The organism is Streptomyces sp. NPDC001903 (genome assembly GCF_042891345.1).
In the GTDB taxonomy this organism is placed as follows: domain Bacteria; phylum Actinomycetota; class Actinomycetes; order Streptomycetales; family Streptomycetaceae; genus Streptomyces.
Genome location: NZ_JBIASZ010000006.1, coordinates 379,221 through 393,675, shown reverse-complemented (window position 1 = coordinate 393,675; position 14,455 = coordinate 379,221). Strand labels below are relative to the sequence as shown.

The 14,455-nt window shown below is 73.3% G+C and carries 14 protein-coding genes and 1 riboswitch; of the genes, 4 read left to right on the top strand and 10 right to left on the bottom strand.

What is annotated here, in order from left to right:
• Window positions 1-25: 25 nt before the first annotated feature.
• On the bottom strand, window positions 26-1,294 hold the full coding sequence (glyA, locus tag ACFYZS_RS17195; RefSeq protein WP_389012519.1) for a serine hydroxymethyltransferase: 1,269 nt from the start codon (window positions 1,292-1,294) through the stop codon (window positions 26-28).
• A gap of 35 nt (window positions 1,295-1,329) precedes the next feature.
• Window positions 1,330-1,420: riboswitch (ZMP/ZTP riboswitch) on the bottom strand.
• A 158-nt stretch (window positions 1,421-1,578) separates the two neighbouring features.
• Between glyA and rocD the strand changes: the two genes are divergently transcribed.
• Entirely contained in the window at window positions 1,579-2,787 is a 1,209-nt protein-coding gene (gene rocD / locus ACFYZS_RS17190) for an ornithine--oxo-acid transaminase (RefSeq protein WP_389012516.1), read from the top strand.
• Between the two features lie 61 nt (window positions 2,788-2,848).
• Here the strand turns inward: rocD and ACFYZS_RS17185 are convergent, their stop codons facing one another.
• On the bottom strand, window positions 2,849-4,042 hold the full coding sequence (locus ACFYZS_RS17185) for a glutathionylspermidine synthase family protein (protein WP_389012513.1): 1,194 nt from the start codon (window positions 4,040-4,042) through the stop codon (window positions 2,849-2,851).
• A 6-nt stretch (window positions 4,043-4,048) separates the two neighbouring features.
• On the bottom strand, window positions 4,049-4,378 hold the full coding sequence (locus ACFYZS_RS17180) for a hypothetical protein (RefSeq protein ID WP_389012510.1): 330 nt from the start codon (window positions 4,376-4,378) through the stop codon (window positions 4,049-4,051).
• Between the two features lie 97 nt (window positions 4,379-4,475).
• Between ACFYZS_RS17180 and ACFYZS_RS17175 the strand changes: the two genes are divergently transcribed.
• Window positions 4,476-5,327, top strand: a complete 852-nt coding sequence (locus tag ACFYZS_RS17175) for a hypothetical protein (protein WP_389012686.1) — start codon at window positions 4,476-4,478, stop codon at window positions 5,325-5,327.
• Between the two features lie 275 nt (window positions 5,328-5,602).
• Here the strand turns inward: ACFYZS_RS17175 and ACFYZS_RS17170 are convergent, their stop codons facing one another.
• A complete protein-coding gene (locus ACFYZS_RS17170) occupies window positions 5,603-7,054 on the bottom strand; it encodes a PLP-dependent aminotransferase family protein (protein ID WP_389012507.1) in 1,452 nt (483 codons plus the stop codon).
• Between the two features lie 46 nt (window positions 7,055-7,100).
• Between ACFYZS_RS17170 and ACFYZS_RS17165 the strand changes: the two genes are divergently transcribed.
• The gene (locus ACFYZS_RS17165) at window positions 7,101-7,604 is read left to right on the top strand and encodes a carboxymuconolactone decarboxylase family protein (protein ID WP_389012504.1); all 504 of its coding nucleotides are present in this window, start codon (window positions 7,101-7,103) and stop codon (window positions 7,602-7,604) included.
• 48 nt (window positions 7,605-7,652) lie between these two features.
• Here the strand turns inward: ACFYZS_RS17165 and ACFYZS_RS17160 are convergent, their stop codons facing one another.
• The 6 genes from ACFYZS_RS17160 to ACFYZS_RS17135 form a co-directional block, all read right to left on the bottom strand.
• The gene (locus ACFYZS_RS17160; protein ID WP_389012501.1) at window positions 7,653-8,324 is read right to left on the bottom strand and encodes a hypothetical protein; all 672 of its coding nucleotides are present in this window, start codon (window positions 8,322-8,324) and stop codon (window positions 7,653-7,655) included.
• A gap of 168 nt (window positions 8,325-8,492) precedes the next feature.
• Window positions 8,493-8,894 (bottom strand): hypothetical protein, encoded by a 402-nt coding sequence (locus ACFYZS_RS17155; RefSeq protein WP_389012498.1) that lies wholly within the window; start codon window positions 8,892-8,894, stop codon window positions 8,493-8,495.
• The gene (locus ACFYZS_RS17150; protein WP_389012495.1) at window positions 8,884-10,641 is read right to left on the bottom strand and encodes a hypothetical protein; all 1,758 of its coding nucleotides are present in this window, start codon (window positions 10,639-10,641) and stop codon (window positions 8,884-8,886) included. The genes ACFYZS_RS17155 and ACFYZS_RS17150 overlap by 11 nt, the downstream gene beginning before the upstream one ends.
• Window positions 10,642-10,814: 173 nt before the next feature.
• Entirely contained in the window at window positions 10,815-11,804 is a 990-nt protein-coding gene (locus ACFYZS_RS17145) for a malate dehydrogenase (RefSeq protein ID WP_030154844.1), read from the bottom strand.
• Window positions 11,805-12,095: 291 nt separating this feature from the next.
• Complete coding sequence (locus ACFYZS_RS17140) at window positions 12,096-12,638, bottom strand: DUF3017 domain-containing protein (protein WP_389012492.1); 543 nt, start codon at window positions 12,636-12,638, stop codon at window positions 12,096-12,098.
• Window positions 12,628-13,491 carry a bifunctional methylenetetrahydrofolate dehydrogenase/methenyltetrahydrofolate cyclohydrolase gene (locus tag ACFYZS_RS17135; RefSeq protein ID WP_030154841.1) on the bottom strand — a complete coding sequence of 288 codons (864 nt, stop codon included), beginning with the start codon at window positions 13,489-13,491 and terminating at the stop codon, window positions 12,628-12,630. Before ACFYZS_RS17135 ends, ACFYZS_RS17140 begins: the two co-directional genes overlap by 11 nt.
• 281 nt (window positions 13,492-13,772) lie before the next feature.
• Here ACFYZS_RS17135 and ACFYZS_RS17130 point away from each other — a divergent pair, with 281 nt between their 5' ends.
• Entirely contained in the window at window positions 13,773-14,432 is a 660-nt protein-coding gene (locus ACFYZS_RS17130; protein WP_389012489.1) for a hypothetical protein, read from the top strand.
• The last annotated feature ends 23 nt before the right edge of the window (window positions 14,433-14,455 follow it).

Here is a 14,455-nt window from a genome sequence, read left to right as displayed (position 1 = left end):
GCCGCGGCCCCGGGGAGGGGACCGGTCAGGAGAGCGGGAGACCCGGGGCGGGGTGGGCCGCCATCAGGTCCGCGACCTCCGCGCGGATCGCGGCGAGGGCCGGCTCGTCCGACTTCGCGGCCGCGTCCACGGCCCGGGAGATCCACTCCGCCACCAGCGGCATGTGGTCCGTCCCCAGGCCCCGCGAGGTCAGGGACGGCGTGCCGATGCGGATGCCCGACGGGTCGAACGGCTTGCGGGGGTCGAAGGGGACCGTGTTGTAGTTCACGACGATCCCCGCGCGGTCCAGCGCCTTGGCCGCCACCTTCCCCGGCACCCCGCGCGAGGTGAGGTCCATCAGGATCAGGTGGTTGTCCGTACCGCCCGACACCAGGTCGAAGCCCCGGGCCAGCAGGGCCGTGGCCAGGGCCTTGGCATTGGCGACCACCGCGTGCGCGTACGTCACGAACGACGGCTGCGCCGCCTCGTGCAGGGCCACCGCGATGCCCGCCGTCGTCTGGTTGTGCGGACCGCCCTGGAGGCCCGGGAAGACCGCCTTGTCGATGGCCTTCGCGTGCTCCTCCTTGCACATCAGCATGGCGCCCCGGGGCCCGCGCAGCGTCTTGTGCGTGGTCGTGGAGACCACGTCCACGTGCCCGACCGGCGAGGGGTGCGCCCCGCCCGCGATCAGGCCGGCGATGTGCGCCACGTCCGCGACGAGGACCGAGCCGGCCTCCCGGGCGATCGAGGAGAACGCCTCGAAGTCGATCGTGCGCGGGAGCGCGGTGCCGCCACAGAAGATGATCTTCGGGCGCTCCGCCAGCGCGAGGTCGCGCACGGCGTCGTAGTCGATCAGGCCCGTCCCGGCCGAGACCCCGTACTGCACGCCCCGGAACCACGACCCGGTCGCCGAGACCCCCCAGCCGTGCGTCAGGTGCCCGCCCATCGGCAGGGCCATGCCCATCACCGTGTCGCCCGGCTTCGCGAAGGCCAGGTACACCGCGAGGTTCGCCGGAGAGCCGGAGTACGGCTGGACGTTGGCGTGGTCCACCCCGAACAGGCCCTTGGCCCGCTCGACGGCCAGCGCCTCGACGCGGTCGATGTTCTGCTGGCCCTCGTAGTAGCGGCGGCCCGGGTAGCCCTCGCTGTACTTGTTCTGCAGCACCGTGCCGGAGGCTTCGAGCACGGCGGCGGACACGTAGTTCTCGCTGGGGATCAGGCGCAGGGTCTGCGCCTGCAGGGTCTCCTCGGCGGCGACGAAGGACGCCAGCTCGGGGTCGACGGCGGTCAGGGCGGGGTGGCGGCTCGCACTCATGGCGGCTCCTCCGGGGTCGATGTCAGTTCTCGTCCCCGCGAGGCCCAGGCGAGCGGCCCTGTATGCGGTCGTGCGCGCACGACTCCCCCGGAGTTGGTTCTCCGTACGCCAGTCGCCGTGCGTACCGCTCACCTTAGCGGGCGGTCCACAAGAAAGGTTTCCCCGTCCGGTATACGAGCGACGTATAGCCGTATACAAGGTGACGTGACGCCGGTGACGCCACCCCCGTCGCCTCCATCGCCCCCGTCACCTCCATCCCGCCCGCACCGACGATCGGAGACCCCGTGTCGACCACTGCTGAAGCCCTGCGTTCCGCCGAGGCGCACAGCGCGCACAACTACCACCCGCTGCCCGTCGTCGTGGCGACCGCGGAGGGCGCGTGGATGACGGACGTGGAGGGCCGCCGGTTCCTGGACATGCTCGCGGGCTACTCGGCGCTCAACTTCGGCCACGGCAACCGCCGTCTGCTCGATGCGGCCAAGGCGCAGCTGGAGCGGGTCACCCTCACCTCGCGGGCCTTCCACCACGACCGGTTCGCCGAATTCTGCGGCGAACTCGCCGCGCTGTGCGGCAAGGAGATGGTGCTGCCGATGAACACCGGTGCGGAGGCCGTGGAGACGGCCGTGAAGACCGCTCGCAAGTGGGGCTACGAGGTCAAGGGCGTGCCGGACGGCCAGGCCAAGATCGTGGTCGCGGCCAACAACTTCCACGGCCGTACGACGACCATCGTGAGCTTCTCGACGGACCACGAGGCGCGCGACCACTACGGGCCCTACACCCCCGGGTTCGAGATCGTTCCGTACGGGGACCTCACCGCGCTGGCGGCGGCCGTCACGGCGAACACCGTGGCCGTGCTGCTGGAGCCGATCCAGGGCGAGGCCGGGGTGCTGGTGCCGCCCGCCGGCTACCTGCAGGGCGTACGGGAGCTCACGCGCGAGCGGAACGTCCTGTTCATGGCGGACGAGATCCAGTCGGGCCTCGGCCGGACCGGGAAGACCTTCGCGTGCGAGCACGAGGACGTCGTCCCGGACGTGTACATCCTCGGCAAGGCGCTGGGCGGCGGCGTGGTCCCGGTCTCGGCCGTCGTCGCCGACCGGGACGTGCTCGGGGTGTTCCGGCCCGGCGAGCACGGCTCCACCTTCGGCGGCAACCCGCTGGCCTGCGCGGTCGCCCTGGAGGTGATCGCGATGCTGCGCACCGGCGAGTACCAGCAGCGCGCCGCCGAGCTCGGCGACCACCTGCACCGGGAGCTGAACCTGCTGGTCGGCGGGGGCGCGGTGACGGCCGTACGCGGGCGCGGGCTGTGGGCGGGCGTCGACATCGACCCGGCGCACGGCACCGGCCGGGAGATCTCCGAGGCGCTGATGGAGCGGGGCGTGCTGGTCAAGGACACGCACGGGTCGACGATCCGCATCGCGCCCCCGCTGGTGATCGGCAAGGAGGACCTGGACTGGGGCCTGGACCAGCTGCGCGAGGTGCTGGCCGCGGGCTGACGCGTGCGCCGCGGGCCCGGCCGGCCGTCCGGCCGGGCCCGCGGCGGCGGCGGCGGCGGCGCTACAGGATGACGTGCGGCAGGAAGCGGGCGTACTCGTCCGTCACCGGGCCCGCCGATTCGCGGATGCCCAGACCCGCCGCCTCCTCCTCGACCACCCACGCGCCGAGCACCACGCGGTTGCCGTCGAAGTCGGGCAGCGGGGCCAGCCCCTGGAAGACGTACGTCTCCCCCTCGGCCGGGGTGAAGGGCTCGGCGCCGCCGGCCGGGTGCAGGGTGACCCCCGCGCCCTCGCGGCCCAGCAGCGGCTTCGCCGCGTACCCGGTCGTGTCCGCGAGCTCGCGGGGTCCGTCGAGGTAGGCGGGCAGCAGGTTCGGGTGCTCCGGGAAGAGCTCCCAGAGGATCGCCAGCAGCGCCTTGTTGGACAGCAGCATCTTCCACAGCGGCTCGATCCAGGCGGTGGTCCCGGAGCCGCCGCCGTGGTCGTACGTGCCGAGGACCTGCGGGCCGAAGGCGTCGGTGGCCAGCCATTCCCACGGGTAGAGCTTGAAGCAGCTGCGGATGAAGCCGAGCTTCTGGTCGACGAACCGGCCCGACAGGCTGTCCCAGCCGATCTGTTCGACGGACAGCGCCTCGGTCTCCAGGCCCGCCTGCTCGGCGGTCTCCTGGAGGTAGGCGACGGTCATCAGGTCCTCGCCGAGCTCGTCGGTCTCGGAGTGCGCGAAGTGCAGCGGGCCGGGAGGCAGCAGCTCCGCCTGCCGGCGCCAGGCCTCGACGAGCCGCTCGTGGAGGGAGTTCCACTGGTCGGCGCCCGGGAAGCGCTCCTCCATCCAGAACCACTGCGGACTGGCCGCCTCCACGAGGGAGGTGGGGGTGTCGGCGTTGTACTCCAGCATCTTGGCCGGGCCGCCGGCGCCGTCGTAGCGCAGGTCGAACCGGCCGTAGAGGGAAGGCTGTTCGGCGCGCCGGCGCCAGGACTCGGCGATGAGGGCGGCCAGCTTCGGGTCGGTGATGCCTAGGTCGGCGAAGCGGTCGTGCTCGACGATGTGCGCGGCCGCGGCCAGGCACATGGCGTGCAGCTCCTCGACGACGTTCTCCAGCGCCTCCACCTCGGGGAGCGAGAAGGAGTAGTACGCGCTCTCGTCCCAGTAGGGGCGCAGGGAGTCGTCGGGGAAGCGGGTGAGGGGATAGATCAGCCCCTGTTCCTCGACGGTCTTCTGCCAGTCGGGGCGCGGCTCGATGGTGTGGCGCTGCACGCTGGATCAGCCGCCCGAGGAGCTCTTGTGGCTGCCGCCGATGCCGCCGCGGGTGACGGCGGACTTGTCGAAGCTGCCGCCGCTGACGCGGTTGTTGCTCGCGACGGAGCCGCCGTAGTAGTACGAGCCGCGGCCGCCGCTCTTGCACTCCTTGGTGTTCAGCTTCTCCAGGGTGACGCGGTCCGCGCAGCGCTTGTCGGGCTCGCTGCTGCTGCCGCAGGCCACGAGGGCGGCGGCGAGCAGCCCCATGCCGCCGAGGGCGACGCCGCCGGAGCGCATGCGTCGTCGGGTGGTGGTGTTGTCGCCTGCTCTGCTGCCCGTACTGCTGTCGTCCATGGCGGACAGACTAGAACGGGGCGGCGAACCGATGGAATCCGGCCGTCGAAACCCCCTCACGACCTCCATGATCTAGAGTCTTTTCGTGCTCCTTGGGATGGTTTGCGCACTCGGTGCGGCGGTCTGTTTCGGTACGGCGTCGGTGCTGCAGGCGATGGCCGCGCGGGCGGCGGAGCCGGGGACCGGGTCCGGGGTGGACGCGGCGCTGCTGCTGCGGGCGGCCCGGCAGTGGCGGTACGTGGTGGGCCTGGGCCTGGACGCGGCCGGATTCCTCCTCCAGATCGTGGCGCTGCGGAACATCCCGATCTACACGGTGGGGGCGGCGCTGGCGGCCAGCCTCGCGGTGACGGCGGTGGTCTCGGCGCGGCTGCTGCACGTACCGCTGAGCGGGGCCGAGTGGGGCGCGGTGGGGGCCGTGTGCGCGGGGCTGGCGATGCTGGGGCTGGCCTCGGGCGAGGAGGGCTCGGGGACCGGGTCGTTCGCGCTGCAGCTGGGGCTGCTGGCGGTGGCGGGGCTGGTACTGCTGGTGGGGGCGGTGGCCGGGGGGCTCCCGGACCGCTCGCGGGCGCTGGTCCTGGGCCTGGCGTCGGGGACGGGCTTCGGGGTGGTGGAGGTGGCGGTCCGCCTCATCGACGACGTCTCGCTCGCGGCGTTCGCGAACCCGGCCCTGTACGCGCTGCTGCTGGGCGGGGGCGCCGGGTTCCTGCTGCTCACCTCGGCGCTCCAGCGCGGCTCGGTGACGGCGGCCACGGCGGGCATGGTGCTCGGCGAGACGATCGGCCCGGCGGTGGTGGGCGTGGTCTGGCTCGGCGACCGCACCCGCGAGGGCCTGACCTGGCTGGCGGTCCTCGGCTTCGCGGTGGCGGTGGCCGGTGCCCTGGCGCTGGCCCGCTTCGGCGAACCGCCGGCGACGGCCCCGCCCGCCGCCCCCGGCCCCGCCGCGGCCTGAAGCCGCCCCGCCGAAGGCACCGCCTGGGGGGTGTCCGGAAACCAGCGCCGTGCGCCCGAAGGGCGCTCCCGCGGGGCAGGCGGGACCTTGCGGACACCCCTAGGGGGTGTCCGCGAAGTAGCGCCGTGCGCCCGAAGGGCGCTCCCGCGGCGTCCGGTGCGTGCTCTCGGTGTGCCGGGCGGAAGCCCGTGTACTGGACGTACTCGGGATTTCGCCCGGTGCGCCGAGAGCGCGTGCCGGACGCCGCGGGGCAGGCGGGACTTTGCGGACACGCCCTAGGGCAGAGCGGCCAGCAGGGCGGTCAGCGTCGCCGACCAGGCGCTCGTCGGCGGGGTGCCGTAGCCGACCACCAGGGCCTCCCGCCGCGGGAGTTCCGCGTCCGGGTGGGCGAAGAACGACAGCGGCACCACCGCCAGGTCCTGCCAGGCCGCGGACCGCAGCACCCCCGCCTCCGTCCCCGCCGGGAGGTCCAGCACCGCGTGCAGGCCCGCCGCGATGCCCGACACGGCCACCCGGCCGGAGACGGCCGCGACCAGCTCGTCGCGGCGCCGCCGGTACCGCAGCCGCATGCCGCGCACGTGCCGGTCGTACGCCCCGGACCGGATGAACTCCGCCAGCGTCAGCTGGTCCACCGCGCTCGACGTCCAGTCGGTCCGCCCCTTCGCCGCGACCACCTCGTCCAGCAGCCCCGGCGGCACCACCATCCACCCCATCCGCAGCCCCGGAGCGAGCGACTTGCTCGCCGTACCCAGGTAGACCACCCGGTCCGGGTCCAGCCCCTGGAGCGCGCCCACCGACTGGCCGTCGTAGCGGAACTCCCCGTCGTAGTCGTCCTCCACGATGATCCCGCCCGTGCTCCGGGCCCAGTCGACCGCCGCCGCCCGGCGGGCCGGGGTCAGCGCCGCCCCGGTGGGGAACTGGTGCGCCGGCGTCAGCAGCACCGCCCCGGCGCCGGAGCCCACCGGCCCCGACAGGTCCGGGGTGCGCGCCCCCGCGTCGTCGACCGGGAGCGGCCTGGTCCGCAGCCCCGCCTTGGTCAGGGTCTCCCGGTGCATGTAGAGGCCGTACCCCTCCACCGCCACGTCCCGGACCCGGCGCGCCCGCAGCACCCCCGCCAGCAGCATCAGCGCGTGCGCGAACCCCGCGCACAGCACGATCCGCTCCGGATCCGCGTACACCCCGCGCGCCCGCGCCAGGTACCCGGCGAGCGCCTCCCTCAGCTCCACCCGGCCGCGCGCGTCGACCTGGTACCCGAAGGCGTCGTTCGGCGCTTCCGCCAGGGCCCGGCGGGCCGCCGTCAGCCAGGCCGCGCGCGGGAAGGCGCCCAGGTCCGGGGTGCCGGGCACCAGGCTGTACGAGTGCCGCTTGGGTGCGGGGTGGCGGACCCGGGCGGACCCCGCGGGCCGCAGCGGCCGGGCCCGTTCCGCGACCCGGGTGCCCGAGCCCTGGCGGGCCGTCAGCCAGCCCTCGGCGACCAGCTCGGCGTACGCCTCCGCGACGGTGTTCCGGGCGATCCCGAGGTCCGCGGCGAAGGTCCGCGAGGACGGCAGCCTGGTCCCGGGAGCCAGCCGCCCGCTGCGCGCGGCCTCGCGCAGCGCGTCGACGAGCCCGGCGCGCAGGCCGCGCCCGGCGGAGAGGTCCAGGTGCAGGTCAGCGCCGAAATCGGCAGCGGGACCGGTGCCCGCGCCATTCGCCCCCGCATCGGAATTGGCCCAAGATTCCTTCATGGATATGGACCATACGGGCGGGCCGCCTGCTTCTTAAAGTGGACGCATGACCACCACGTACGAAGACACCACCGCACACGCACCCGAGCACACCCCCCGCATGGGCTGGGCCAAGCACGCACCCGAGGTCTACAAGGCGATCGTGAGCCTGGAGATGGCCGCGAGGAAGGGCCTGGACCCGGCCCTGATCGAACTGGTCAAGATCCGCGCCTCGCAGCTCAACCACTGCGCGTTCTGCCTGGACATGCACACCAAGGACGCTCTCGCCGCCGGCGAGAGCGTCGAGCGGATCATCCAGCTCAGCGCCCTGGAGGAGTCGCGCCACTTCTACACCGAGAAGGAAGTGGCCGCGCTCGAACTGACCGAGGCCGTGACCGTCCTGACCGAGGGATTCGTTCCCGACGAGGTGTACGAGAAGGCGGCGAAGCACTTCGGCGAGAAGGAACTCGCCCACCTGATCGCCGTGATCTCGACGATCAACGTCTGGAACCGCTTCGCGGTCACCACCCGCATGGTCCCGGGCCACTACACCCCGGGCATGTTCAAGTAGCCGGCGGCCGGTCCGGCGGCGTGGCCGCGGCCGGACCGGCGGCCGCCGTCAGTCCGGCCGGAACGAGCCCAGGGCCGCCGCCATGCGCGTGCGGACGGCCTTGGCCTCGGCCACCGGGCCGAAGCCCATGAGCACCCAGCGGCTGCCGTCGGACGCGACGGTCAGCCGCCCGACGGCGTGAATGGTCTCGTTCAGGCCCCCGTCGGGGAGCTCGTAGACGATCTCGCAGCCGGTGGTGTCCCTCGATTCGAGCGAGATCCGCCGGAAGCCGTCCCGGGAGCTCAGCTCCTTGGTGCCCTCGACCAGGACCTCGCACGGGTTGTCGGGGCCGCCGGTCACCCGGAAGACCTGGAGCAGCTTGTCCCGGCCCGTCTCGGGGCGGAACACCGTGCCGGCCGCGGTCCCGCTCTCCGACGAGCTGAGCTGCCAGTCGTCCGGGACCGCGACCTGGAAGCCCGCCCCGGCGCTGCGCAGCACCTTGTACCCGTCGGGCGGGGCCGCCCGGTCCGCCGTCAGGTACGGGGCCGCCAGCGCGGCCCCGCCGACGACCACCGCCACGCCGACGGCGATGCCCAGCCGCAGCCCCCACCGGCGCCCCGCGCGCCGCGCGGGCGGGGTGTCCCGGGGCTCCCCGCCCTCCGGAGCGGCCCACGGGCTGCGCGGCTCGGCGCCCGGCGGATGGCCGCCCGGAGGCTCGGTGCCCGGCGGGTAGGCCGGCATCGGCGGGAGCCCCGGTCCCCCGCCGGGCCCGGGCTCCGCGCGACGCGGCTCCGCACGCCCGGCCCCGGGCTCCGGACGCCCCCGGCGGGGCCGCTCCGGGCCCTGCGGGCGCTCCCACTGCTGCGACTGCGGGTTCCAGCGGGCGGGGCCGCTCCCCGGGGCCACTGATCACCCCCCGAACGAGGTCAGCAGGGCGGCCAGCGCGGTGGCCGCGCTCACCGATTCCACCAGCGGGGCCCACCGTTCCAGCGCCCCGCGCAGCCGGGCGGGCAGGCCCGGCCGGACCTCCTCGCCCGCCGCCTCCAACTCCTCGGCCGCCGAGTCCAGTTCGGCGTCGAGGGCGGTCCTCCCGTCGCTGCGGGGCAGCCGTACGAGGGCCGCGCGCAGGTCTCGTACGGCCTCCAGCAGCTCCTGGGCGCTCGGCCCGGCGGCGCCGGCGTCCGCCCCCGTACCGGCGTGGTTGACCGTGCTGTTGCCGACGTTCGTACCGCCGATGCTGAAGGCGCTTCCCCGTACCTCGCCGATCCGCACCGAGGGCAGCCCGGCGCCTTCGCCTTCGCTATTGGCCACTTCTGCTCTCCTTGCCCGCGCGCACGCGCCCGTCCTTGCGGTCCGACGTGTCCTTGCCCTGGTTCACCGTGCTGTTGTGGCTCACTCCGTTGATGCCGAAGGCGCTGTTGCTCACCGACTGGATGAACACCCCGCCCTCCGCGACGTTGACCGCGCGCTCCGCGAACTCCTCGGTGTGCCAGCCCGCGTCGTGGAGCGCCTGCGTCACCCCGCCGACGATGCGCTCCTGGATCGTCTTCACGTACCGGTCCAGGTCCATCAGCTGGAAGAGCGACGGCTCCTGCTTCGAGGCGAGTTCGCGTACGGACGCGGCCGGTCCCGCCGCGTAGGCGACGCCGTGCCCGGCGGTCGCCAGCCGCCACGGGACCCGGCAGGCCCTGCCGAGGGTGGCGAGGGCGACGCCGAGCGAGCCGGGGGCGTTGCTGAGGGCCAGCAGCGCCTTGGCGACGGGGGTGTTGCGACGGTGGCGCCGGGCGATGTCGTCGGCCCGCTGGAAATCGGGCCGCACCGGCAGCAGCACGTGCGGCGCGACCTCCAGCATCAGCATGCCGCCCTGCGTGTGGACCCGGATGAAGACGGTGATGACGAGGTTCTCGTCCCAGCCGCCGATCCGGACGCGCAGGAAGTGCCGGCGCCGCTCCCCGCCCTCCTCGACCGCCGCGGCGCGGTGCTCGGCGAAGGCCTCCTGCGACACGTCGGCCGCGTCCACGTCGGGCAGTCCGGCGGCTGGCAGGAACACGCACTCGTCGATGACCAGCTCGCGCAGCCGGTCCAGGACGCTCGCCTCCGCATCTTCGGAGCCGCCCGGCGAGGGCACCCGCAGGGCCTCCAGCCTGGGCCGGATCCGCTCGATGATCCCCGCGTTGTCGAGGCGGCGGGCCCCCGCTCCGGCGCGCGGGCGCAGCTCCACCGTCAGCTGCCACGGCAGACGGGGCTGGCCCGCCCCGCAGAACGGGTTGTCGATGTCATACAGGACCACTTGGGCGTGCTGCAGGCGCAGGATCCGGTCCTGGGCCCGGTGGAAGCGCGGGCCCCCGACCGGGTCGGCCTCCCAGTCCGCGTAGTGCTCACGGCTGAGCTTGGAGTTGATGGTGTGCGCGAAGTGCCCGCGCTGGAAGTAGACGAGCAGCGTGACCAGCACCGCGATCAGGATGACCGTCCACGAGTAGGCCTCGCCGTAGCCCTGGCCGATCCGGGGCACCTCCGTGAAGACGCCGAGCGGATCGACCTCCAGGACGTGCCCGAGGTACAGGCCGAGATAGCTCAGGTCCGGGTTGCCCCCGAAGCCCCCGAAGCCCGCGTCGTCCGAGAAGAAGCCGCGGAGCACGCCCCACAGGATCCGGCCGAGGAGGTAGGCGGCGCAGGCGCGCAGGATCCACTCGAAGAACCGGACGCCGCGGCCGGTCCGCTCACGGCGCTTCTTGAGGTGGCCCGCCCCGCTCAGGAGCAGCGCGGGGACGAGCAGGAAGAGGAAGAACGCGCGGGTGAGGAGGAGGCCGAGCACCCACACCGCGACGATCCCCGCCGACCAGGCCACTTCGGTGCGCAGCGCGCGCAGGGCGTGGGCGAGGACGCGGGCGGCGTCGAACCCGTAGGAGGGCGCGGGGAACCGTTCCTCGTGGACGTACAGCTCCTCGATCACCCGGTCGCGGTAGGCGGGGTCGAGGTAGGTGCCGGCGCACAGCAGGCGTCCCGCCTCCGTCGCCGTCGGGTCCACGGGGGCCCTGCCGTCGGGTGTACCACTCACGTGTTCTCCTCGCTCGGGAGGAGGGCAACCGTACGGCGCGCGGGGGGCGCGGGACAGGGCGCTTCACGCCAAAAGGCCCCGGCGCGTGCGCCGGGGCCTTTCAGGTGTCACGGGATCGGATCGGCCGGGCCGGCCGGACCCTTCGGGGTCTCGGCCGGTTCGCGTCGGACCGGTCAGATCAGGCCGAGCTCGCGGACCGCGTCGCGCTCCTCGACGAGCTCCGCCACGGACGCGTCGATGCGCGCACGGGAGAACTCGTTGATGTCCAGGCCCTGGACGATCTCGTACTTGCCGTCCTTGGTGGTGACGGGGAAGGAGGAGATGATGCCCTCCGGGACGCCGTAGGAGCCGTCCGACGGGATGCCCATGGAGGTCCAGTCGCCCGCGGCGGTGCCGTTGACCCACGTGTGGACGTGGTCGATGGCGGCGTTGGCGGCCGAGGCGGCCGAGGACGCGCCGCGGGCCTCGATGATCGCGGCGCCGCGCTTGGCGACGGTCGGGATGAAGGTGTCGGCGAGCCACAGCTCGTCGCTGACGACCTCGGCGGCGTTCTTGCCGGCGATCTCCGCGTGGAAGATGTCCGGGTACTGGGTCGCCGAGTGGTTGCCCCAGATGGTGAGGCGCTTGATGTCGGAGACGGCGGCACCGGTCTTGGCGGCCAGCTGCGAGATCGCGCGGTTGTGGTCGAGGCGGGTCATCGCGGTGAAGCGCTCGGCCGGTACGTCCGGGGCGGCGGCCTGCGCGATGAGCGCGTTGGTGTTGGCCGGGTTGCCGACGACGAGGACCTTGATGTCGTCCGCGGCGTGGTCGTTGATGGCCTTGCCCTGCGGCTTGAAGATGCCGCCGTTGGCGGAGAGCAGGTCGCCGCGCTCCATGCCCTTGGTACGCGGGCGGGCGCCCACGAGCAGGGCGACGTTCGCACCCTCGAAGCCCGCGTTCGGGTCGTCGAAGATGTCGATGCCCTTCAGCAGCGGGAAGGCGCAGTCGTCGAGCTCCATGGCGGTGCCCTCGGCGGCCTTCATGCCCTGGGGGATCTCCAGGAGGCGGAGCTTGACCGGCACGTCCGCGCCGAGCAGGTGGCCGGACGCGATGCGGAAGAGCAGCGCGTAGCCGATCTGGCCGGCGGCGCCGGTGACGGTGACATTCACGGGAGTGCGGGTCATGGCCTTCTCCGTTAGACAGCTGGCGGTGGGGCGTCGCTGCCCCATGTGCTGGCGGACGCCGCTCCCCTGCGAATCTTGACGTGAAGAGACATCCGGCGTCAGGCTATCCGACCTTCCGGCGGCCCAATCCCCCGGTCTGTGTGGTGCAGGGCACACGGACCGGGAGTTCGAAGGCGCGGAGGGGGATTTCCCCGCTCTTTTCGACCGTCGGACACCGCCGGACGGGTGTACGAGGGGGTGCGAGTACGTCAGGTGCCCCGGCCCCGCCGGGCACTCCGGCGGCGGGCGGGCTCAGCGCACCGTGAAGCGGACCGCGTCCTCCAGGAACGGGATGTCCAGCCACGGTTTGGGTTCCATCACCAGCGCGAGCAGCGTGATGGCCACGCCCAGCAGCCCGTACGTGACCATGTCGGTGAACCGGGAGCGCACCGCGAGCATCCCCACCTGCGGCAGTACGCGCCGCAGCACGGAGGCCGCGATCAGGGCCACGCCGATCACCAGGACACCGGCGCGGGGGTGGTTCAGCGCGGTCAGGAGCAGTCCGACCGCGGTGGCGGCGAGCACGCTGAGCATCGGCCACTGGCGGGCCGCGAGGGCGTCGCCGGGCGCGGCCCGACCGTGGCCCTCGGGGCGGGCGGTGTCCTTGGTGATGGAGGGGAAGCGGCGCGACTTGGCGGCGTCGGGGGCGGCCGGGGCGGCGGCCTCACCACCGGCTCCGGCGCCGACCCCGGCTCCGGCGGCGCCGGCCGAGGCCCCGGCTCCGGCCGTGCCGGCCGAGGTCCCGGCGCCGGGCTCCGCGCCGGTCCCCGCTTCCGCTTCGTGCTCAGCCCGCACTGTTCGACGTCCGTTCCGCCGCCTCGACGACGTTCACGAGCAGCTGCGCCCGCGTCATCGGGCCGACACCGCCCGGGTTCGGGGAGATCCAGCCGGCCACCTCGGCGACGCCCGGGTGCACGTCGCCGACGATCTTGCCGTTCTCGTCGCGGCTGACGCCCACGTCCAGCACGGCCGCGCCAGGCTTCACGTCCTCGGGCTTGACCAGGTGCGGGACGCCCGCGGCCGCCACGATGATGTCCGCCTGGCGCAGCTGGGCCGCCAGGTCCCGGGTGCCGGTGTGGCACAGGGTGACGGTGGCGTTCTCCGACTTGCGGGTCAGCAGCAGGCCCATGGAGCGCCCGACGGTGATGCCGCGGCCGAGGAGCACCACGTGCGCCCCGTTGATCTCGATGCCGTGGTGGCGCAGCAGCTGCACGATCCCGTACGGGGTGCAGGGCAGCGGTCCCGGCTCGTTCAGCACCAGCCGGCCGAGCGACATCGGGTGCAGGCCGTCGGCGTCCTTCGCCGGGTCCATCAGCTCCAGCACCCGGTTGGTGTCGATGCCCTTGGGGAGCGGCAGTTGGACGATGTAGCCGGTGCACTCCGGGTTCGCGTTGAGTTCCCGTACGACCGCCTCGATGTCCTCCTGGGAGGCCGTCGCGGGCAGTTCGCGCTGGATGGACGCGATGCCGACCTCGGCGCAGTCCTTGTGCTTGCCGTTGACGTACCAGCGGCTGCCCGGGTCGTCGCCGACCAGCAGGGTGCCGAGGCCGGGGGTGATGCCCCGGGCCTTGAGCGCCGCCACGCGGGCGGTCAGTTCGGACTTGATCGCGGCGGCGGTGGCCTTGCCATCGAGAATCTGGGCGGTCATGGACCCATCCTCCCGGATGGACCGGCTTCGCTTCCAGTCGCGGGGCCCGGGCGGGCGCCCCGTCACGGGTCCGGCGGGCACTCTGTCACAGGCTTGACCCGTTCATTGCACTTGCACAACAAGTGACCGGCCCGGCGCGCCGTCGCTGGACAACTCCGGCCCGAGCGGACCACGATGACGGAAAGAGTGCCGCGGGCAGTGCCGGGGGGCGTACCGCACACAGCAGTGATTCCTCCGTGCGTGCCGTGCGTCCCCGCACTTCCACGGAGGAACACCCCAAGATGAGCTTCGGCGACCCGAACAACCCGTACGGGCAGCAGCAGCCGCCGGCCCCCCAGGGCCAGCCCGGCTACGGCTACCCGCAGCAGGCCCCGCAGGGCATCCCGCCGCAGGGCGGCTACGCCTACCCGCAGCAGGCCCCGCAGGGCCAGCCCGGCTACGGATACCCGAACCAGGCCTACCCGGCCGGCCCCGGCGGCTACCCGGGCATGCCCATGCAGATGCCGGGTCTGCTGAAGACCGCGCGCGTGCTCCTCTTCATCATCGCGGGCCTTCAGCTGATCATCGGCGCCTTCGCCCTGCTGGGGGCGGCCTTCCTCTCCAGCGCCGATTCCGCCAGCGGCCTGGGCAGCACCGACTCGGGCCAGATGGCCGCCGGCCTGATCGCCGTCATCGCGCTGATCGCCATCGCGTTCGCCGTGTGGGCGATCGTCCTGGGCGTGAAGTTCGGCAAGGGCGGCAACGCCACGCGGATCACGACGATCGTGTACTCCGTGCTCTTCCTGCTCAGCAGCCTGTCCAACTTCGCGACGATGAGCAGCAACGGTGCCGCGGGCCCCTCGATGGCGGGCGGCGTGATCGGCCTCGCCATCGGCGTGGTCATCCTGATCGCCGCGGTCAACAAGGACTCGGTGGCCTGGTTCAACCGCCCGCGCTACTGATCCCCGTACGCTCCCGGGAGCCG